This window comes from Taklimakanibacter deserti, assembly GCA_003574785.1.
In genome coordinates, this window is sequence record QORU01000013.1 from 89,320 (window position 1) to 109,468 (window position 20,149).

Here is a 20,149-nt window from a genome sequence, read left to right on the forward strand (position 1 = left end):
GAGCTTCAACTTGCGCGGTCATCTCACGCTCGGCATCGATATCGGCACCACCAATGTCAAGGCCGCCATCCTCGACACGGCGACCGGCAAGGTCGTCGCCTTCGGCTCGAAAGAACACCCGCTCTTTCATCCCTTTCCCGGCTGGGCCGAGCAGGAGGCGAGCAACTATTGGGGCGCCGTCGTCGCGGCGATCCGTCAATGCCTCGATCAGGGCCGCTTCGCCGATGATGTCGCCGCCGTCGCTCTGTCGGGCCTCGTCGGCGTGACCTTGCCGGTGAATGACCAGGGCCGGCCGCTTCGCCCGGCGATGATCTGGATGGATGCGCGCTCCGAGCCCGAATGCGAGGACATCCGCACACGGGTCGGCGAGAAGACGATCAATCACAACAACGGCAACCGCGTCGCGCCCTGGTTCATCGATCCGAAGGCGCTGTGGATCAAGCGCCACGAGCCGCATATCTTCCAGGCCACCCACAAGTTCCTGTCGCCGTCGGGCTACTGCACCTTCCGCATGTGCGGCAACTTCACCATGAACACCGGCGATGCCGGCCTTGCCTATCCTTACGAATATCAGAAGGAGAAATGGAACGAGGCGATCGCCAATGCCATCGGCATCCCGCTCGAGAAGTTTCCGCGGCTCTATCGCTCGCATGAGCTCGTCGGCGAGGTGACGCGCCAGGCGGCCGAGGAGACGGGCCTGCGCGCCGGGACGCTGGTGGCGGCGGGCGGCACCGATATCAGCTCCGCCGCTCTGGGCGTCGGCGTCACCAAGGCGGGCGAAGCCTATTATTCGATGGGCACCGGTTCCAATCTCGGCATCATGATTCCGACCGAGCAACGGGTCGAGGAATACCGCATCCTCAAATGGCCGCATGTCCTCCCAGGTCTCACCATGTTCGACGGGCCCATGGCCTTCACCGGCGCCTCGCTCAAATGGTTCCGCGACCAGTTCGGCGATGGCGAATGGCGGCTCGCCGAACGCATGGGCCAGAATGTCTTCGATCTGTTCACCGCCCAGGCGATGCAGGTCCCGCCCTGCTCGGACGGACTGCTCTATCTGCCCTATCTCGGCAACACGCTCTCGCCCAACTGGCACAGCAACGCGACCGGCGCCTTCTTCGGCATCAGGCCCACCACCACGCGGGCGCATTTCATCCGCGCGCTCATCGAGGGCGTCGCCTTCGATCTCTATTCCAATGTGCGCATCGCGCGCGAGGCGGGCGTCGCGGTCGACGGCCTCATCCTCAATGGCGGACCCACCAAGAGCCGGTTCTGGAACCAGATCACCGCCAATGTCGTGAATGTGCCACTCAAGGTTCCCGATATCGGCGAGGCGGCGCCGATCGGCGATGCCATTCTCGCCGCGACCGCGGCCGGCATCTATTCATCGCCGGTCGAGCCGCTCGACCGCATCGTCAGGATCAAGGAGACGATCGATCCCGATCCCCAGCTGCATGAGCGCCACAAGGCCTTCTTCGACATCTGGTCGTCGCTCTACCAGCATGTGAAGGGCGACATGGACGCGCATCGCGCCCTTGTCGACCGCTATCATGCCGGCTGACGCGCCGCTTCTGGAAGTCCATGCGATCAGGAAGTCCTTTCCTGGTGTGGTGGCGCTCGCCGATGTGAGCTTCGACGTCCTCCCCGGCGAAGTTCACGCTCTGGTGGGCGAGAATGGCGCCGGCAAGTCGACCTTGCTGGCGATCATGAACGGCCTTCAGGCGCCGGATTCGGGCGAGATCCGGCGCGAAGGCCGCCCCATCCAATTACGCAACCCGTCGGTCGCGCGCGCCAACCGGCTCGCTCTGGTGCATCAGGAGCTCGTCCTGTGCCCCAATCTGACGGTTGCCGAGAACATCCTGCTCGGCCAGGAGCCGAAGAGCCGCTTCGGCCGCAGCGACCGTAAGGCCATGCACCAGGCGGCGCGCCGGATCCTGGAGACTATCCATGTCGATCTCGATCCGGCGCGGCTGACCGGCGAGCTCAGCCTCAATGAGCAGCAGATCGTCGAGATTTGCCGGGCCCTGGCGAGTAACCCTGAGGTTCTCGTCTTCGACGAGCCGACGGCCTCGCTCAATGACGATCAGGTCGGCCATCTCCTGGCCATCATCCGCAAGCTCCGCAGCAAGGGTCTCGGCATCGTCTATGTGTCGCATCGCTTGAGCGAGGTGCTCGACATCGCCGACCGGATCACCGTCCTGCGCGACGGGCGGGTGATCGAAACCCTGGAGGCGGGGCAGGCGAGCGAAGCGCGACTGATCAAGCTCATGGTGGGCCGCGACCAGGTGCCAAGTCAGATCGCCCATGCGGCGCGCCAGCTCGGCGACGTGATGCTGGAGGCGAAATCGATCGGCGCCGACGGTCTCTTCGACGACGTGTCGCTCGCGATCCGCAGCGGCGAGATCCTGGGCATTGCCGGTCTTCTGGGCTGCCAGAGAGAGGCGGTGGTGCGAGCGCTCTTCGGCAGCCAGCCGATCACGCGCGGCGAGATATGCGTGCAGCAGCGGCCGAGAAAATTCCGCTCGCCCGGCGAGGCGATCAAGGCCGGGCTCGGCTTCCTGCCCGCCGACCGCAAGCGGGAAGGCCTCGTCCTGCCGATGAGCGTCGGCGATAATATCGCGCTCACTCTGCTGTCGCGGCTGGCCTCCTTCGGCTTCATGCGCGCTGGCCGGCGCAACCGCCTGGCCCAGGACCTGATCCGGACGCTGGCGGCAAAGGTTTCCGGGTTGGCGCAGCCGGCGGTCGAGCTCTCCGGCGGCAACCAGCAGAAGATCGTCATTGCCAAATGGATCGCCCGCGGCGGCGACATATTCCTGATCGAGGATCCGACGCGCGGGGTCGATGTCGGCGCCAAGCCGCAGATCTGGCGCGCGGTGCATGAGCTCGCGGGGAAGGGCAAGGCCATCCTTCTGGTGACCAGCGAATTGCAGGAGCTCATGGATGTGTCGGACCGTATCATCGTGATGAGCCGCGGGCGCGTCACCGGGCATTTCACCCGGCCGGAATTCTCCGTCGAGAGCATCGCGCGCTGCGCGGTGCAATGACGCAACGACGCCTCGCTGAAACCGATAGAAGCATCGAAACAATGAATTTCCTATTCGCCGGCGATGCGCCTAAGCCCGAAAATGGAACTGACCGAGACGAGGAGACGTGATGATGCAGGGCAACGACGCCGCGAGTTTTGCCGGCATTGGCGGGATCGGCAGCCGCATCTGGCCGCTGACCGGTCCTGAGATCATCTCGCGCGACAAGCTCAAGACATTGCGCGTGCGCCAGAATGCGCCGGGGCTCATCCGCCTTGCCGTCCATATGACGGCGCTCCTTATCGGCATCGCCGCCATCTATCTGGCGAACGGCAATTTGTGGCTCATGATCCCGGCCATTCTGTTCTACGGCATCGTCGTGGTGCTGCTCTTCGCGCCGCTGCATGAATGCTCGCACGGCACCGCCTTCCAGTCGCGCTGGCTCAACCATTGGGTGGGCTTTGCGGTCGCGGCCCTCACCATGCGCCCGTTCCTCTATTTCAAATACCGCCACGCCGCGCATCACACCTATACGCAGCATGAGGACCACGATCCCGACATCGTGCCGTTCCCGACCTCCTTCGGCGACTATCTGCGCCAGATTGCCGGCTTCTCCTTCTGGCCGAAACTCCTCGGCACCCTGTGGCGGGGCTGCCTCGGCCGCTTTACCGAGGAAGAGCGCGAATTCCTGCCCGAGTCCGTCTTTGGCGCGGTCAGCCGCGAGATCCGCATCATGTGCCTTCTCTATGCGGCGATCGCCGTCGTCTCCATCTGGACCGGCAGCACTGTGGCGCTCGTCTACTGGCTCCTGCCGCGCATGATGGGCGAGCCGGTCCTGCGCGCCATCCGCATGGCCGAGCATACGGGCGCCGAGGAGAGCCCCAATCTGCTCGCGAATACCAGAACGACGCTGGCCAACCCGGTTTTGCGGCTGCTCTATTGGAACATGCCCTATCACGCCGAGCACCATCTCGCTTCCTCGGTGCCCTTCCATGCGCTGGGCGATCTCCACGAGCATGTGTCGCCGCACCTGCAGTGCGTGAGCAAAAGCTATATTGCGGTCCATCGCGACATCCTGCGCGAAGTGCTGCGGCGCAAGCCGAATGAGGCGGCGACAGGCTAGCGATGCAGCGGGGCGTTGTCATCGTCGGGGGCGGCCATGCCGGCGGGCGCGTGGCGGAAAGGCTGCGCGCGCAAGGCTTCAAGGACACGATCGATGTCATCGGCAGTGAAACCGAGCTGCCCTATGAGCGACCGCCGCTGTCGAAAGCCTGCCTCCTGGGGCCGGACCTCATCGCCAATGCCTATCTGCTGCCGGAGCAGCGTTGGCGCGATCTGGAGGTCACGTTCCATCTTGGCAACGAAGCCGTGGCGATCGACCGCGCCGCCCGCCGGGTCCATTTGGATAATGGCCGGCACCTGGCCTATCGCCATCTCGTGCTGGCGACGGGATTGTCGCCGCGCCGGCTCGATGCGCTTGGCCCCGTGGCTTCAGGGGTCAGCTATTTGCGCGACTTCGCCGATGCCGGAAGGCTGCGTGACCGGCTGAGGCCCGGCTTGCGGCTCCTCATCATCGGCGCCGGCCTCATCGGCCTCGAGGTCGCCGCCAGCGCGGTGTCGCGCGGCTCCCATGTCACGATCATCGAAGCCGCGCCGCGCCCACTGACACGGCTTTTCCCGCAAGCTTTGTCTCACTGGCTGTCGCAAGTGCATCAAGAGGCGGGAGCCAGAATTCTATGCGGCCGCATGGTCGTCGATGCGGTCGCGTGGGAAGAGGGCGTCCGCGTTACGCTCGATGACGGCCGCATGATCATGGCCGATGAGATCCTGGTGGCCATTGGCGGTCAACCCAATGACAATCTCGCGCAGAGGGCCGGACTCACGGTGGATGACGGGATCGTGGTCAATGAATTCGGCCAGACCAGCGATCCCGACATCTTCGCCATAGGCGACGTGGCGCGGCACCATAACGAGATCTTCGCTCGCGGCTGGCGACTCGAATCCTGGCGCAATGCCGAGGACATGGCGGCGGTTGTCGCAGCCAATCTCTGCGGGCTCCGCCAGGCCTATCGGGAAGTACCGTGGTTCTGGACCGATCAATATGACTGGAACATCCAGATCGCCGGCGTGCCGGCAGCCGGGGCCGACATCCTGACGCGCGGCGAGATGGGGCAGCGCGGTCATCTTGCTTATTATTGCGACGGCCGGCATTTGCGCGGCGCCGTCGGCATTGGCTGCGGCCGCGACATCCGCATCGCGCGCGAGATCATGCGATCGGGCGCCGCCATCGACCGGTCCGACTTGGCCAAGCGCGGTTTCGTCTCCCAGGCCGAGCCTGTCGGCGCATGATCGAGTCACGCGCGGCGATATGTATGGGGCCGAACCAACCCTTGATCATCGACAGCGTGTCGGTCGATCCGCCGAAAGACGGCGAGGTCCTGATCGAGATCGCGGCGACGGGCCTCTGCCATACCGATCTGACGGCGCTCGACGGCAGCAATGCGACCTGCGTCTATCCTCTCATCCCCGGCCATGAAGGGGCAGGGCGCGTCGTCGAGATCGGTCGCGGCGTTGCGGGCCTCGCCGTCGGCGATCATGTGATCCCCCTCTACGGGCCTGAATGCGGGGACTGCCGCATGTGCCGGAGCGGCCGCACCAATCTGTGCTGGTCGATCAAGGCGACGCGCGACAAGGGCGTCATGCCGGATGGCACCCCGCGCTTCCATCGTGGATCCGAGAAGCTCCATCATTTCATGGGGACCTCCACTTTCTCCCGCTATACGGTGCTGCCTGAAATCGCTCTGGCCAAGGCGCGCAAGGATGCGCCGCTGCATCACATCTGCCTTCTCGGCTGCGGTGTGACGACGGGCGTCGGCGCAGCTCTTGACGATGTGAAGCCCGGCGACACGGTCGCCGTCTTCGGCCTGGGCGGCATCGGCATCAATGTGATCCAGGGCGCGCGGCTCGCCGGCGCCAGCCGCATCATCGGCATCGATCTTCATGCCCATCGCCGGGAGCTGGCGACGGCCTTCGGCATGACCGACTTCCTGGAAGCGGGGAAGGAACGCGGCCACATCGTCCAGGCCATACGCGATCTGACCCATGGCGGCGCCGATGTGGCCTTCGAATGCACCGGCCTGATCGCGGTGATGCGCCAGGCCTTCGATTGTTGTGCCCCGGCCTGGGGCTGTTGCGTCCTCCTCGGCGTCGAGCCGGCGGGCGCCGAGCTCTCCCTTCCGCCGGTCGGCGTGCGCTACGGGCGCAAGATCAAAGGAAGCTATTTCGGCGGCGTCAAGGGCCGCAGCGGGCTTGGCTCCTTCATCGATCTCTATATGGACGGCAAGATCGCGATCGCGCCGCTGATCAGCCATGAGCTCGGGCTCGACGACATCAATCGCGGCTTCGAGATGATGAAGCGCGGTGAAGCGTTGCGCAGCGTGATCCGTTTCGAATGATCGGGGCCCATGAAGCGGGCTATGTCTTCCGCGACCGCTATCCTGAGCGCGTGGAGATCTATCGCGCTTTCGCTGAAACGAGCGATGCGGCCCGCCGGCAGCTGCCGAATATCTGCGACATTCCTTATGGCGATCATCCGCGCCAGCGCTTCGACCTGTTTTTCGGCGTGCCCACGGGTCCGCTGCTGATCTTCATTCACGGAGGCTATTGGCGGAGCCTGGCGAAGGGGACCTTCAGCTTCGTGGCGCGGCCCTTTGTCGCGAAGGGCTATACGGTCGCGATCGTCGGCTATCCGCTGCTGCCGGAAGTTCCCTTCGCGCACATTTGCGAAAGCCTGCGGCTGAGCGTGCCGGCTGTGGTCCAGGCCCTGCGCGACCGACGGTTTCATCCTCCCGCCTGGATCATATCCGGCCATTCGGCGGGCGGCCATCTGGCGGCGTGGCTCGCCACGGCGGGTGCGGTGGAACCCGGTATCCCTTTGCAGGCCTGCCTGCCGATCAGCGGGATTTTTGATCTCGCCCCGCTGCTCGAAACCTCGCTGGGGGAGATGCTCGGTCTCGACCGGGAGGAAGCCGCCGCCTTCAGCCCGATCAAAGCAAGGATCGCCGATACGAGGCTGCTCGCCGTCGTCGGCAGCGCGGAAACTCAAGCCTTCCGGGAACAATCGGCCGCCTATGTCGGGCACTGGTCGGATCGGGGTGGACCCTCTCGCCTGGTTCTGTTGAGCGGGCGGCATCACTACGATATCCTTCGCGATCTGATGCAGAAACGGAGCGAGCTTGTGGATCACCTCCAGCGGTTCATCGCGCCAGGTTGAGCAGCGGCTGCCATGGCAGGACGCAAGCTTCATTTCGTCAATTTCAGCCAGCTCCGGTCCTTCTACGCGGTCGGCCGCGAGCTGAGCTTCACCCGGGCGGCCGAGTTTCTCAATATCGGCCAACCGACGCTGACCACGCAGGTCAAGGCGCTTGAGGACGCTTATGACGTAAAGCTCTTCCTTAGGTCGCCGCGCGGCCTCAAGCTGACCGAGAGCGGCGAGGCGCTGCTCGCCATCGCCCGCCAGATCTTCTCCCTCGAGGAGCAGGCGGTCGAGCTTCTCGCCGCCAAGGACGGCCAGGTCACCGGCAAGCTCAGGGTTGGCACGGTCGGACCGTTCTTCGTCATGAAGCTCCTCGCCGGCTTCCACGAGAAGCATCCCTTGGCCCAGGTCTTCGTCGAGAGCGGCAATTCCGATCTCGTCTATCGCAAGCTGCTCGACTACGAGGTCGACGTCGCCGTGCTCGGCTTCAACTACAATGATCCGCGCCTCGACATGGTGCTGCTTGGCCGGCACGAGATCATTGTCTTCGTCGATGAAAATCATCCCTGGAGCGGGCGCGACAAGCTCGAGCTGTCGGAGCTCGACGGCCAGCGCCTCATCCTGCGCGAGCCGGGCTCGATGACCAGGCGGGCTTTCGAGGAATGTCTCGCCAAGCAGCGCATCCGTCCCAAGATCGTCATGGAGATCTCGCGCGATGCGGTGCGCGAGGCCGTCGCCGCCGGCCTCGGCATCGGGGTCGTCTCGGAGACGGAGTTCGTCGCCGATGGCCGGCTGCAGCCGCTGCGCATCGTCGATCACAAGGCCTATACCGAGGCCTTCGCCATCTGCCTCAAGGCGCGCCGGTCATTGCGTCCGATCGATGCCTTCATGAAGCTGGCCGAGGAGGCCGCCAGGTCGCATGCCGCCTGCGCGGGCACGGATGGCGACGTCCACATTTCGGCGTGAGATAGCTTCGCAATTTACAAAGTAAGCGCGAGAAAAATACTAATCAGCGTCGTTTTTATTTCGTGCGAAGGTCGATTCCTCTAATTTTCGCTCGTTTTTGCGGGCTTTTTCGAGGGAGTGCGGATTTTCGGCGATGACGATGATGGCGAGGCAGTTCGAGGGCGAGCCGCATGACCGGAATCTGGCGGATTTCGTCACATTCGCGGGCGTCGACAAGACCTATGACGGCAAGTCCTTCGTCATCCGCAACCTCAATCTCGCGATCTCTTGCGGGGAATTCGTCTCGCTTCTGGGCCCTTCGGGATCGGGCAAGACGACGACGCTGATGATGCTCGCCGGATTCGAATCCGCCTCGCGCGGCGACATCCACCTCGATGGCAAGCGGGTGAACGATCTGCCGTCCTATCAGCGCGACATCGGCATGGTGTTCCAGAACTATGCGCTGTTCCCGCATATGACGGTCGCCGAGAATGTCGCCTTCCCGCTCTCGGTGCGCAAGGTGCCGAAGGCCGAAATCGATGCGCGCGTCCGCGAGGCGCTCGAGATGATCGAGCTGCCGGGCATCGCCGAACGCAAACCGTCGCAGCTTTCGGGCGGCCAGCAGCAGCGCGTGGCGCTGGCGCGGGCGATGATCTTCGAGCCGCGGCTCATCCTGATGGACGAGCCCTTGGGCGCGCTCGACAAGCGGCTGCGCGAGACGATGCAGTATGAGATCAAGAAGCTGCATCGAAGGCTCGGCACGACCATCGTCTATGTGACGCATGACCAGTCGGAAGCGCTCACCATGTCGGACCGCGTCGCCGTGTTCTCGGACGGCGACATCCAGCAGATCGCGACGCCCGACCGGCTCTATGAGGATCCCGCCAATTCCTTCGTCGCCAATTTCATCGGTGAGAATAACGGGCTCAAGGGCAAGGTCGCCGAGATCCGTGACGGTCGCGCGGTTCTGGCGCTGCCGAATGGCGCGCGCGTGACCGGCATTGCCGGAGAGGGGCTCGCGGCTGGGGCCGAGGCCATCCTCGCTTTGCGTCCCGAGCGCGTGGCCCTCGCCGGGGGCGGCGCGGCCAAGGGCAATGAGCTAAGAGGCCGTGTCGATGACGTCACCTATTGCGGCGACCACCGGCGCGTGCAGCTCTCGACCGCCGACGACCAGGGCTTCATCGTCAAGATACCCAATGACCAGCAGCTCGCCGTTCCGCGCGAAGGCGAGACCATATCGGTCTATTGGCAGGAGGAAGACTGCAAGATCGTGATCTGACGCGTCCGGACCTCGCGCCGGCGCCATGAGCCATAACAACATAGGGAGACTGAGATGCTATCGAAATTGTTGCGTGCGAGCTTACTGGGCGCCGCCTGTCTTGCAGCGTCGTCCGTCATGGCGTCCGCCCAGGACAGCCTGACCATCACCACCTTCGGCGGCGCCTTCGAGAATGCCGCGGCGAAGGCCTGGTTCGAGCCCTATACGGCCAAATCCGGCACGGCGATCGCCAAGGAACAGTATGACGGCGGCCTCGCCAAGCTGCGCGCCATGGTCGAGGCGAAGAACACCACCTGGGACGTGCTCGATCTCGAGACCAATGATGCCATTGTCGGCTGCGATGAAGGCCTCCTGCAGAAGCTCGATCCCAAGGTCTTCGGCGACACGGCCGATTTCGTCCCCGGCGCCACCCTGCCTTGCGCGGTCGCCTCGATGGTCTGGTCGACGGTCTTCGCCTATGACACCTCGAAGCTGGCGCAGGGCCCTGAGACCATCGGCGATTTCTTCGACGTGGCGAAGTTCCCCGGCAAGCGCGGCTTGCGCAAGAGCCCCAAGGCCACACTCGAATGGGCGCTGATCGCCGACGGCGTGCCGGTGGCGGAAGTCTATAAGGTGCTCGCCACCTCGGAAGGCGCCGACCGCGCCTTCAAGAAGCTCGATGCCATCAAGGGCTCGATCGTCTGGTGGGAAGCGGGTTCCCAGGCGCCGCAATTGCTCGCCGACGGCGCCGTCGTGATGACCCAGGCCTATAATGGCCGGATCTTCGATGCCGCCAAGAACGAGGGCAAGCCGTTCAAGATCGTCTGGGACGGACAGGTCTACGACTTCGAATGGTGGGGTATCCCGGCGGGCACCGGCAAGACCGAGAAGGCCGCCGACTTCATCACCTTCGCGGCGGGCCCCGAGGTGATCGGCGATCTCTCGAAATATATCGCCTATGCACCGCCGCGGCCTTCCTCTATCCAGAAGATCGATCCGGCGATGGTGCCGAACTTGCCGACGGCGCCGGACAACTTCAAGAATGCACTGCAGATCGATGCAATCTTCTGGGCCGACAATTTCGATACGCTCAACAACCGCTTCCAGACCTGGCTCGGGCAGTAGCGGGTTGTCGAGACCGTGTCGATGACGGCCTCCGTCGATCTTGGGCCGGGTGCGGCGACGCGCCCGGCCAATGAGACCTTCGGTTACAAAAGAGCCCAGAGGGCCGAGGCGCGGCGCGCTTTCCTGCTCGCCGTGCCGCTTCTGGCTTTCCTGACACTCACTTTCATCCTGCCCATCGTCTCGCTTCTGTGGCGCAGCGTCGACAATCCGGAATTGCGCGCCGCCATGCCGTCGCTCGTCACCGCGCTCGCAAAGTGGGACGGCCGCGACCTGCCGGGCCTCCCGGTCTTCGATGCCTTCGCCAAGGATATCGCCAATGCCCAAGGCGGCGGCGGGCTCGCCCAGGTCGGCCGGCGCCTCAATTACTATGAGCCGGGCTTCCGCAGCCTGCTGCTCAAGACCGCGCGCAACTTGCCGGCGGCTCCGCAAGGCGACTGGCGCTCGACCATCGTCCAGATCGACAAGCGCTGGGGCGAGACCGAGACCTGGCGGCTGATGCAGCGCGCGGCGTGGTCGACCACGCCCGACTATCTCCTGGCGGCGATCGACCGCAAGACCGATGCGAATGGCGAGATCGTGCCCGTGGCGCCCGACCAGCGCGTCTATATAGCGGCCCTGCTGCGCACTCTATGGATCTCGACGGTGGTGACGGCGCTGTGCCTGGTGCTCGGCTATCCGGTCGCCTATCTCCTCGCCAATCTGCCGGCGCATCAGGCCAATCTGATGATGATCTTCGTCATCGTGCCGTTCTGGACGTCGCTCCTGGTGCGCACCACGGCCTGGTATGTGCTGCTGCAGCCCAACGGCGTCATCAATTCGCTCCTGATGTCGATGGGGCTCACCGCCGAGCCCGTGCCCCTCGTCTTCAACCGCTTGGGCGTGCTCATCGGCCTCACCCATATCCTCCTGCCGTTCATGATCCTCGCCAATTACGCCGTCATGAAAGGCATCTCGCCCGTCTATTACCGCGCTGCCTTGTCGCTCGGCGCGCATCCGGTCGAGGCCTTCCGGCGCGTCTATGTGCCCCAGACCTTGCCCGGCATCGGCGCCGGCGTGTTCCTCGTCTTCGTGCTGGCGCTCGGCTATTACATCACGCCGGCACTGCTTGGCGGCGGCGGCGATGAGATGATCAGCCAGCTCATCGCCATACAGATGGAGAAGCAGCTCAATTGGGGCCTGGCCGGCGCGCTTTCGGCCTATCTGGTGATCATCACGGTTGCGATCTATGTCGCCTTCAGCCAGTTGATGGGCGTCGATCGCCTCAAAATGGGTTGACCTGATGGCGCAGAATCAACCGACCGTTTTCATCGAACGCCTGGCGGGGCGCGCCGTGCGCATCTACAGCGCGATCGTCCTCATCTTCCTGATCTCGCCCATCCTCGTCACCATCCCGCTCTCCTTCAATGCGGGCTCCTATTTCTCCTATCCGATGTCAGGCTTCTCGCTGCGCTGGTACGAATTCGTCTTCGCATCGGCGGACTGGCAGCGCGCTTTCTTCAACAGCCTGTCGATCGGCGTGACGAGCGCAATCCTCGCCACCGTGCTCGGCACCTCGGCGGCGCTCGGCCTGTCGCAGCCGCAATTCCCCGCCCGCAACCTCGTGATGTCGCTCCTCGTATCGCCGATGATCGTGCCCGTCGTGGTGGTGGCGGTCGGCCTCTATCTGGTCTTCGCGCCGCTCGGGCTCGTCAACAATTATTGGGGCCTGATCCTTGCCCATACGGCGCTTGGCGTGCCCTTCGTCGTCATCACCGTGACAGCGACGCTCTCGTCCTTCAACTGGACCTTGACCCGCGCGGCGGCGAGCCTCGGCGCCAAGCCCTGGACCGTGTTCCGCAAGATCACGCTGCCCTTGATCATGCCGGGGGTGGTGACCGGCGCCATCTTCGCCTTCGCCACGTCCTTCGATGAGGTCATCGTCGTCCTGTTCATCGGCGGCGTCGACCAGCGCACCATTCCGCGCCAGATGTGGAACGGCATCCGCGACCAGATCAACCCGTCGATCCTGGTGGTCTCGACGCTCCTGACGCTGTTCGCCATCGCGCTCTTTGTGGTGATCGCCTGGCTGCGCCACCGCGCGATGAAGGCGGCGCGGTCAGGCTGATCGGCCGGCGAGCTTGACGAGCGCGAAAGCGGGATCGGCGATCTCCTCCGGCGCCGGCGTCACGCCGGCATCGATCAGGCGCCGGCCGGTCATGTAGCTTGCCGGATCGTTGATCGCATCGACGGCAATGAGCTTCTCGGCCTTGAGATACCAGATCGACTGCGCTCCCTCGCGCTTGGCCGGACGCCTGACGACGCGGTCATAGCCCTGGCTGACGCCCGCGATCTGCAGCTTGGTGTCATACTGATCCGACCAGAACCAGGGCGAGAATTTGCGGCCGGCGGTCGAGCCGGCAAGCGTGGCGGCCGCCGCTTCGCCTTGCTCGATGGCGTTCTGGACGGATTCGAGCCTGAGCCGCGTCTCGCCCCGGATGAAGCTGGTGCAGTCGCCGGCCGCCAGGATCCTCTCATCGCTGGTGCGGCAGTGATCATCGACGGCGATGCCGTTGCTGATGGTGAGCCCGGCATCGCGCGCGAGATCATCGGCAGCGACGGCGCCGATGCCGGCAACCACGAAGTCGACATCGAGCACATCGCCGTCGGAGAGATAAGCGCGCTTGACATGCGGATTGCCGGAGAGCTCGGCGACCTGCGTCGCCTCGCGCAGATCGACGCCTTTCGCGCGATGCAGCGCGCGGAAGTAATCGGCCGTCTCCGCTGCAGCGACCCGGCCCAATATGCGCTCCGCTGCTTCGACCAGCGTCACCTTGAGCCCGCTCTTGACCGCGATCGCCGCAAATTCGAGGCCGATATAGCCGCCGCCGATGATGAGAACATGGCGGCCTTCCTGCATCTCGCTTCGCAAGGCATCCGCATCGGCGATGCCGCGCAAGGTATAGATGCCTTTGAGACCCTGGCTCAAAGCCTCGGGCAAGGGCCGGGCGCGGGCGCCCGTGCATAGAACGAGATCGTCAAAGCTGAGCGTGCTGCCGTCGGAGAGGTGCAGCTTCGCAGACTTGCGGTCGATCGCTTCGACGCTGACGCCCAGTCTCGTGTCGATGCCTTCGCTGGCAAACCATTCGGCCGGCCTCAGGGCAAGGCGGTCTATCGTCCATTCGCCGCCGAGATAGGCTTTGGACAGAGGCGGACGCTGATAGGGCAGCCAGGGCTCATCGCCGATGAGCGTGATGGCCCGATCCGGCGCCAATTGCCGGACCTCCGCGATCATGGAGATCGCCGCCTGTCCGCCGCCAATGATGACCGTTCTGCGTACCATGGGTTCGCTGGCTCAAACATCTCAGGTCTATCTTGAGTTTCCCTTCTCCCGCGCGGTACGCGTGGGAGAAGGTGGTCGAAGGCCGGATGAGGGCTCTTTCGCGGAATGAGCACTGATCTCGACAAGTATGCCTTGCTGAGACAAAGAGCCCTCACCCGCCCTTCGGGCACCCTCTCCCATTGCTACGCAACGGGAGAGGGGAAGTAATGGGTAGGTCTTTCGTAGGATAAACTCACTCCGCGGCGAGGAGTGGCGAGCGGGCGACACCCGCCGTCCGCTCCGCGACATACTGCATGAAGTCGTAAATGGGCCGTTCGAGATAGGAGAGGTGGCCTGGGGCCGCCTTCTCGGCATTGAGGCCGCGGAACACCCGCTCGGTGCATTGCCGATCCTCGAGATTGACCTCATCGAGCAGCGTTTTCAGCGCCGTCACATAGTCTTTTGCCTTGGGATCATCGATGAATTCCGGCGACAGGCCGCCGCCGAAGACCATATGAACCTGGCCGACGCCCCTGGGATGCAAGGAGAGATACCAGAAATAGCCGGGCGTCAGGGTGATGAGATGGCTCGGATAGAGGGCGAGCAGTGCCGTCGTCTTACGCCATTTGCCTTCGAGCCTCGTATTGGAGGGATGCGCATTGCCGATCGCGAGGGAGGCTTCCTTGGTGATCCAGTGGTAGTTGAAAGCGGAGAGTCCGGGCGGGCATTCCATCTCCTCGAGCTTGGAATGAGGCCCGACAGTCGCCGCATGGCAGACCGGCAAATGATAGCTCTCCATGAAATTCTCGGCGAGGACCTTCCAATTGGTGTCCCATACATGGGTCTCGCGGAAGCACTCGATATAGTTCTCCATGCCGTAATGCGCGATCATGCCTTCGAGCGGCTTCAGTGTCTCGGCAACGGCCGGTGCCTGCGGATTGAGCGTCACATAGATCCAGCCCAGCCATTCTTCCGAGCGTATCGCGGGCAGGCGATAGTTTTCGCGGCAGAAGCCGGTGGTAGGCTTCATGAAGGGCGCGCCGCGCAAGCTGCCGTCGAGATTATAGGTCCAGGCGTGATAGCGGCAGACGATGCTGCGCGTATTGCCCTGGCCTTCGAGCAGCGTCGACATGCGATGCAGGCAGACATTGGAAAAGGCCTTGAGCTTCTTTTCGCCGTCGCGCAGCACGACGATCGGCTGGCCGGCGAGATCATAGGTGATGTAGTCGCCGGGCTCCTTGAGCGAGGACGAGCGGCCGATGCACACCCATTCCTTGGCGAAAATCGTATCGAGCTCACGGGCAAGGAAGGCTTCGCTCGTATAGACGCCGGGCGGCATGGCGGTCGCATCCTCGAAAGGACGCCGGGCGGTGTGCGTGAGGTCGGAGAGGGTGGCGTCGAGGGACTTCATTTGCGTCTTCCTCCGTTGACTTGGGTGCAAGCCTAGACCAGATTGAACCAAGGTAAAAACTTGAAATTCCTAAGAACGATATAGGTAAAATATGGTTCGCTATACGCTGCGCCAATGCGCCTATTTCCGCGCCGTGGCCGAGCATGGCGGCATCGCCCAGGCAGCACGGGCCCTCAATATCTCACAGCCTTCGGTGGCCCAGGCCCTCGACAAGCTCGAAGCGGTCTTGGGGCTGGTGCTCTTCGAGCGCCATCATGCCAAGGGCGTGACACTCACTCTGCAGGGACGTCTCTTTCTCGATCATGTGCTGGCGCTCGATCTCAAAGCGCGCCAGGTCGAGCGTGAGGCAGAAGCCCTCGCGGCGGAGCGCGCCGGCGAGATCAGGCTCGGCATCTTCCACACGCTGGCGCCGTTCTATGCGCCGAGCCTGATCCGCTCCTTCTCGGGCGAGGCGCCTGACATCAAGATCCATCCCCAGGAAATGTCCTTGAGCGAGCTGGCGGGAGCCTTGCACGACGGCACGCTCGATCTCGCTTTGACCTATGACCGGGGCGCCGATCTCGCTGGCCTCGATACGCTCACCCTTGCCAGTCTGCGCCCGCAAGCGGTTTTGGCCGCCGACCACAAGCGGGCGCGCCAGAAGACCGTCCGGCTCAAGGATTTGGCGCGCGAGCCCTATGTGCTGTTCGACGCGCCGGGCAGCCGGCAGTATTTCGAGGAGCTCCTCGCGGAGAACGGCATCGACCCACCGATCGCCTATAGGTCGGGCTCGCTCGAAACCGTGCGTAGTGCGGTGAGCAACGGCTTCGGCTTCACGCTCCTGGTCATGCGCCCGCCCAGCCCCATGACCTATGACGGAAGAGAGGTCGCGGTCATCGACATCAAGGAGAATGTACGCCGCCTCGGCATCGTCCTCGCCGCCCGCGAGAAGGCGCTCCATGGGCCGATCCTGCGCCGCTTCGCCGACCATGCCCGCAACCGCTTCAAAGCGGCATTCGCCCCGCTCCGGCAATAGGCCGGATACAGGGATTTTCAGGGATTATCAGGGAATTTCCGCGAAAAAATTGCTCACCTCAGTGATTTCAAAGGGTTAGATTTTCGAGCAGGGATTTTCGAATACCGAGCAGGGAATTTCGCAAGGGCGGACCCGCTACGGCCATTATGAGATTTTCCAAATCGCATGGTCTGGCCCGCGATAGCCAGGCAAAAATGCATCAGTTTAGGTGAAGCAGGACGCCGGAAACTAATATTTTCCAAAAGCCCTGGCGCGGCCAATACTCCTCTCATGCGAAGGAGGAGGATAAGTGGTCCAGCCTGCCGAGAGCCCGACTGATCCCCATTTGCGCCAGCGCTTCCTCGCCGGCATGGGGCTCGCTGCCTGCACGGTCAATGTCGTCACCACCAATGGTACGGCCGGGCGCCATGGCGTCACCGTCTCGGCGATGTCCTCGGTCTCGGCCGATACGGCACTGCCGACCTTGCTCGTCTGCATCCATCATTTGAGCCCGGCGGTCCAGGCCATCATCAATAACGGCGTCTTCTGCGTGAATGTGCTCCGCGACGACCAGTCCTTCGTGTCCGATTGCTTCGCCGGGCGCGTCAAGACGGCGGATGGCGACAAATTCTCCTGCGCCGACTGGACGACGCTCGCCACCGGCGCGCCGCGTGTCGTCGATGCGCTCGCCGCCTTCGACTGCCGCATCCTCTCGGCCCAGCAGATCGGCACCCATTATGTGATCGTCGGCAGCGTGGCCGAGATCTTCGCCTCCGACAGCGGATCGCCGCTGATCTATGCCAATCGCGCCTATGGCACGCCCTCGCGCTTCGACAGCTTCCGGGTGGGCAATGTCGCGGGCGCCGAAACCGTCAAGCTCGGGGCCTTTCATACTTTCGGTCCCTATATCGTGCCCAAGGTCTTGAGCGGCCTCGCGCGCAAGGAACGGCAGGTCGATCTCAAGCTGGTCGAGGGTGACCACCGCCGCGTGCTCGAGGCGGTGAAATCGGGCGATGTCGATCTTGCGCTGATGTATGACTTCAATCTGAGCGACCAGATCGCGTCCGAGCCTTTGACCGAATTGCAGCCCTATGTGCTGTTGGCCGAAGGCCATCCGCTGGCGAGCCAACCTGCGCTCTCGCTCGAAGCGCTTGCCGAAGAGCCGATGATCCTGCTCGAGCCGCCGCCGAGCGGCGATTATTTCCTCTCGCTCTTCAGCCGGAAGGGCCTCGTTCCGCATATCCGCTTCCGGACCTCGTCTTTCGAGATGGTGCGCGGCATGGTGGGCTCGGGCTTCGGCTACAGCCTCTTGTCGACCAAGCCCGCGGCGTCCATGTCCTATGACGGTGCCGCGCTCGTCACGCGTCCACTCGCCGAGCCCACGCCGCCGAGCCGCGTCGTCTTGGCCCGCCGGGTGAATTCGAGCCTCAGTCCCGCCGCCGAAGCCTTCGCCGCCGAGTGCCGCAGCCTGTTCAGGACGGTGTGAGTCAATCAACGCGCTCGATCCTGGCGCCGAGCGCCCGCAGGCGTTCGTCCAGTCTTTCATAGCCGCGGTCGATCTGCTCGACATTCTGGATCTCGCTTTGGCCTTCAGCGCAGAGGGCGGCGATGACGAGCCCCATGCCGGCGCGGATATCGGGACTGGACAGGCGCTGGCCGAAAAGATGCGACTGGCCGACCACGACGGCGCGATGCGGATCGCACAGGATGATGCGGGCCCCCATGGCGATGAGCTTGTCGACCCAGAACAGGCGGCTCTCGAACATCTTTTCATGGATCAGGATGGTGCCGGCGGCCTGGGTCGCGACCACAAGGGCGATCGACACGAGGTCGGCGGGGAAGGCGGGCCACGGACCATCATCGATCTTGGTCAGCGCCCCGTGCATATCCTCCTGGATCTGGAGCCGGGGATGGCGCGGGACATGGATGTCTTCGCCCTTCACTTCCCACTCGATTCCAAGCCGCCCGAAGGCGATGGCGGTCATGCGGTGCTCGCGCGGCCGGCAGTTGCGGATGATGAGATCGCCGCCTGTCGCGGCGGCGAGCCCGATGAAGCTTCCGACTTCGAGATAATCCGGTCCGACCTCATGCGTGGCGCCGTGCAGCGAGGTGACACCGGTAATGGTGAGGACGTTCGAGCCGATACCTTGGATGCGCCCCCCCATGGCGGTGAGGAGGCGGCAGAGATCCTGGATATGCGGTTCACTGGCGGCATTGTGGATATGAGTTGTGCCCGGCGTGAGCACCGCCGCCATGACGACGTTCTCCGTCGCCATCACGCTCATTTCGAGGAGAAAGATGTCGGCGGGCTTGAGGCCCTTGGGCGCGGTGAGACGATAGCTGTCGGGCGAGATCTCGACCTCGGCCCCCATTTCCTGGAAGGCGATGATATGGGCATCGAGCGGGCGCCGGCCGATGCGGTCGCCGCCGGGACGCGGCAAGGTGGCGCTGCCGGTGCGGGCGAGGAGCGGCCCCGCCAGAAGGAAGGAGGCGCGGATGGCTTGCGCCAGGGCTCGGTCGGGGGCGGAGTGGCGAATGGACGCCGCCTTGAAGGTGGCGCGGTTGTCGGTGATGCTGGTGACGCTCGACCCCAGACCCTGCACCAGATTGGCCATGACGCGCACATCGGCGATGTCGGGAAGACGGGTCAGGGTGACCGCCTCGTCGGTGAGGAGGGTCGCAGCGATGATGGGCAGCGCGGCATTCTTGCTGCCCTTGGGCTCGATCATGCCCGAGATCGGATGACGGCCCTCGATGAGGAAACGGGTCACGGCGACTCCTTTTATTCAAAAATGCGATTCGAGCGGGGTGGGGCGGGAAAGGTAGAGCACTCAGCCGAGGGGTGCCATGCCCGGCATCTTATCGGTCGAGATCACGCCCCGGCAATGGATCTCGAAGGCCTGCATGACGCTGGTCTTGCGCAGGCCTTTGAGCGTCGCCATGCCGAGCACCATGGGCGGATAGTCGCCGGCGAGCCTCACATAGGCCAGCGGCTTGCCATTGAGGGCCGCCTTGTTGAGCGGCCGGGCGGTGAGCAGCGAATAGCCGAAGCCGCTCGCCACATAGGACCGGATCGCTTCCGGATATTCCGAGCGCGTCAGGATGTTGGGGGTCAGGTTCTCGCGCATGAAGATCGACAGGAAATATTCGCGGCTAAGCGGCAGATCGAGCAGGATGAAGGGAAGCTCGGCGAGGGCGCTGAGCGCGACGGGCCCCTTCGCCGCCAACGGGTGATCGGCCGGCAGCAGCGCATAGGTCGGAAGCTCGGCCAGGGGCTCGAAGGCGATGTCGTCGGGAATATGCTGCGAATAGGTAATGGCGATGCTGATCTCGGCCTTGCGCAGCCGCGTGATGAGCTGCGCCTCGTCGCCCTCCGAGACATGGAGTTTTACGCGCGGATACTGGTCGAGGAAGCCCTTGCACACTTCCGATATGATGAGCGGGGCATAGGTGCGGAAGGAGCCGATATTCAAAGGCCCGCTGATCGAGCCCGCGACCTCGTCGGCGACATTGTGCAATTCCTCGGTCTGGTCGAGCAGCGTCTTCGCCGCCTGCAGGAAGCGCTCGCCGGCGGGCGTGAGCGACAGGCCTTGCGCATGGTGGCGCACGAAAAGCTGCAGGTCAAACTCCTCCTCGATCTGCGCGATCGCCGTCGAGATCGAAGGCTGCGAGATGTTCAGCCTCTCGGCCGCGAGCTTGACGCTCTTGGTCTCGCCCGCCGCTACGAAATAGAGGAGCTGCCGTAAAGTGAAACGCAAAGGCGAACGGCTGGGATCCCCTTTGCTCACACTCTTCCCTCTCTGCTGACTAGCCCGGATTTCTCAAACTAAGTAGGCGCAT

The 20,149-nt window shown here is 63.9% G+C and carries 17 protein-coding genes; 13 read left to right on the forward strand and 4 right to left on the reverse strand.

Going from position 1 to position 20,149, the window contains the following annotated elements; genetic code table 11:
• The first annotated feature begins 10 nt into the window (after positions 1 to 10).
• From DS839_RS25730 to DS839_RS25780, 11 genes are all read left to right on the forward strand, one after another.
• Positions 11 to 1,561: a xylulokinase gene (locus tag DS839_RS25730; protein WP_119273354.1), complete on the forward strand. Its 1,551-nt coding sequence runs from the start codon at positions 11 to 13 to the stop codon at positions 1,559 to 1,561.
• Positions 1,551 to 3,044, forward strand: coding sequence for a sugar ABC transporter ATP-binding protein (locus tag DS839_RS25735; RefSeq protein WP_119273355.1), 1,494 nt, complete (start codon positions 1,551 to 1,553; stop codon positions 3,042 to 3,044). Before DS839_RS25730 ends, DS839_RS25735 begins: the two co-directional genes overlap by 11 nt.
• A gap of 109 nt (positions 3,045 to 3,153) precedes the next feature.
• Positions 3,154 to 4,146: a fatty acid desaturase gene (locus DS839_RS25740; RefSeq protein WP_119273356.1), complete on the forward strand. Its 993-nt coding sequence runs from the start codon at positions 3,154 to 3,156 to the stop codon at positions 4,144 to 4,146.
• Positions 4,147 to 4,148: 2 nt separating this feature from the next.
• Entirely contained in the window at positions 4,149 to 5,372 is a 1,224-nt protein-coding gene (locus tag DS839_RS25745; RefSeq protein ID WP_119273357.1) for an NAD(P)/FAD-dependent oxidoreductase, read from the forward strand.
• Positions 5,372 to 6,478 carry a zinc-binding dehydrogenase gene (locus DS839_RS25750; RefSeq protein WP_368911934.1) on the forward strand — a complete coding sequence of 369 codons (1,107 nt, stop codon included), beginning with the start codon at positions 5,372 to 5,374 and terminating at the stop codon, positions 6,476 to 6,478. Before DS839_RS25745 ends, DS839_RS25750 begins: the two co-directional genes overlap by 1 nt.
• Positions 6,475 to 7,296, forward strand: coding sequence for an alpha/beta hydrolase (locus DS839_RS25755; RefSeq protein WP_119273359.1), 822 nt, complete (start codon positions 6,475 to 6,477; stop codon positions 7,294 to 7,296). Before DS839_RS25750 ends, DS839_RS25755 begins: the two co-directional genes overlap by 4 nt.
• A gap of 12 nt (positions 7,297 to 7,308) precedes the next feature.
• Positions 7,309 to 8,244, forward strand: coding sequence for a LysR substrate-binding domain-containing protein (locus tag DS839_RS25760; RefSeq protein ID WP_119273360.1), 936 nt, complete (start codon positions 7,309 to 7,311; stop codon positions 8,242 to 8,244).
• 139 nt (positions 8,245 to 8,383) lie between these two features.
• Positions 8,384 to 9,502 (forward strand): ABC transporter ATP-binding protein, encoded by a 1,119-nt coding sequence (locus DS839_RS25765; protein WP_438816550.1) that lies wholly within the window; start codon positions 8,384 to 8,386, stop codon positions 9,500 to 9,502.
• Positions 9,503 to 9,556: 54 nt separating this feature from the next.
• Complete coding sequence (locus DS839_RS25770; RefSeq protein ID WP_119273361.1) at positions 9,557 to 10,606, forward strand: ABC transporter substrate-binding protein; 1,050 nt, start codon at positions 9,557 to 9,559, stop codon at positions 10,604 to 10,606.
• A gap of 21 nt (positions 10,607 to 10,627) precedes the next feature.
• Positions 10,628 to 11,881 carry an ABC transporter permease gene (locus DS839_RS25775; RefSeq protein WP_119273362.1) on the forward strand — a complete coding sequence of 418 codons (1,254 nt, stop codon included), beginning with the start codon at positions 10,628 to 10,630 and terminating at the stop codon, positions 11,879 to 11,881.
• 4 nt (positions 11,882 to 11,885) lie between these two features.
• A complete protein-coding gene (locus tag DS839_RS25780) occupies positions 11,886 to 12,710 on the forward strand; it encodes an ABC transporter permease (protein WP_119273363.1) in 825 nt (274 codons plus the stop codon).
• Here the strand turns inward: DS839_RS25780 and DS839_RS25785 are convergent.
• Together DS839_RS25785 and DS839_RS25790 are read right to left on the reverse strand one after the other, a co-directional pair.
• Positions 12,702 to 13,925 (reverse strand): NAD(P)/FAD-dependent oxidoreductase, encoded by a 1,224-nt coding sequence (locus tag DS839_RS25785; protein WP_119273364.1) that lies wholly within the window; start codon positions 13,923 to 13,925, stop codon positions 12,702 to 12,704. The two genes, DS839_RS25780 and DS839_RS25785, sit on opposite strands and share 9 nt — an antisense overlap.
• Positions 13,926 to 14,157: 232 nt before the next feature.
• Complete coding sequence (locus DS839_RS25790; protein ID WP_119273365.1) at positions 14,158 to 15,315, reverse strand: aromatic ring-hydroxylating oxygenase subunit alpha; 1,158 nt, start codon at positions 15,313 to 15,315, stop codon at positions 14,158 to 14,160.
• Positions 15,316 to 15,406: 91 nt separating this feature from the next.
• On the opposite strand from DS839_RS25790, the gene DS839_RS25795 reads away from it, so the two are divergent.
• Positions 15,407 to 16,330 carry a LysR family transcriptional regulator gene (locus tag DS839_RS25795; protein ID WP_119273366.1) on the forward strand — a complete coding sequence of 308 codons (924 nt, stop codon included), beginning with the start codon at positions 15,407 to 15,409 and terminating at the stop codon, positions 16,328 to 16,330.
• A gap of 289 nt (positions 16,331 to 16,619) precedes the next feature.
• Entirely contained in the window at positions 16,620 to 17,795 is a 1,176-nt protein-coding gene (locus DS839_RS36675; protein WP_162918794.1) for a LysR substrate-binding domain-containing protein, read from the forward strand.
• Position 17,796: 1 nt separating this feature from the next.
• Here the strand turns inward: DS839_RS36675 and murA are convergent, their stop codons facing one another.
• Positions 17,797 to 19,080 carry a UDP-N-acetylglucosamine 1-carboxyvinyltransferase gene (murA, locus tag DS839_RS25805; protein ID WP_119273367.1) on the reverse strand — a complete coding sequence of 428 codons (1,284 nt, stop codon included), beginning with the start codon at positions 19,078 to 19,080 and terminating at the stop codon, positions 17,797 to 17,799.
• Between the two features lie 60 nt (positions 19,081 to 19,140).
• Positions 19,141 to 20,097, reverse strand: a complete 957-nt coding sequence (locus DS839_RS25810; RefSeq protein WP_368911921.1) for a LysR substrate-binding domain-containing protein — start codon at positions 20,095 to 20,097, stop codon at positions 19,141 to 19,143.
• Between the last annotated feature and the right edge of the window lie 52 nt (positions 20,098 to 20,149).

Bases quoted from the DNA above. Each gene is read 5' to 3' on its own strand.
- DS839_RS25735 (WP_119273355.1), top strand. From the start codon at position 1,551: ATGCCGGCTGACGCGCCGCTTCTGGAAGTCCATGCGATCAGGAAGTCC.
- DS839_RS25740 (WP_119273356.1), top strand. From the start codon at position 3,154: ATGATGCAGGGCAACGACGCCGCGAGTTTTGCCGGCATTGGCGGGATC.
- DS839_RS25745 (WP_119273357.1), top strand. From the start codon at position 4,149: ATGCAGCGGGGCGTTGTCATCGTCGGGGGCGGCCATGCCGGCGGGCGC.
- DS839_RS25755 (WP_119273359.1), top strand. From the start codon at position 6,475: ATGATCGGGGCCCATGAAGCGGGCTATGTCTTCCGCGACCGCTATCCT.
- DS839_RS25760 (WP_119273360.1), top strand. From the start codon at position 7,309: ATGGCAGGACGCAAGCTTCATTTCGTCAATTTCAGCCAGCTCCGGTCC.
- DS839_RS25765 (WP_438816550.1), top strand. From the start codon at position 8,384: ATGATGGCGAGGCAGTTCGAGGGCGAGCCGCATGACCGGAATCTGGCG.
- DS839_RS25770 (WP_119273361.1), top strand. From the start codon at position 9,557: ATGCTATCGAAATTGTTGCGTGCGAGCTTACTGGGCGCCGCCTGTCTT.
- DS839_RS25775 (WP_119273362.1), top strand. From the start codon at position 10,628: ATGACGGCCTCCGTCGATCTTGGGCCGGGTGCGGCGACGCGCCCGGCC.
- DS839_RS25780 (WP_119273363.1), top strand. From the start codon at position 11,886: ATGGCGCAGAATCAACCGACCGTTTTCATCGAACGCCTGGCGGGGCGC.
- DS839_RS25785 (WP_119273364.1), bottom strand. From the start codon at position 13,925: ATGGTACGCAGAACGGTCATCATTGGCGGCGGACAGGCGGCGATCTCC.
- DS839_RS25790 (WP_119273365.1), bottom strand. From the start codon at position 15,315: ATGAAGTCCCTCGACGCCACCCTCTCCGACCTCACGCACACCGCCCGG.
- DS839_RS25795 (WP_119273366.1), top strand. From the start codon at position 15,407: ATGGTTCGCTATACGCTGCGCCAATGCGCCTATTTCCGCGCCGTGGCC.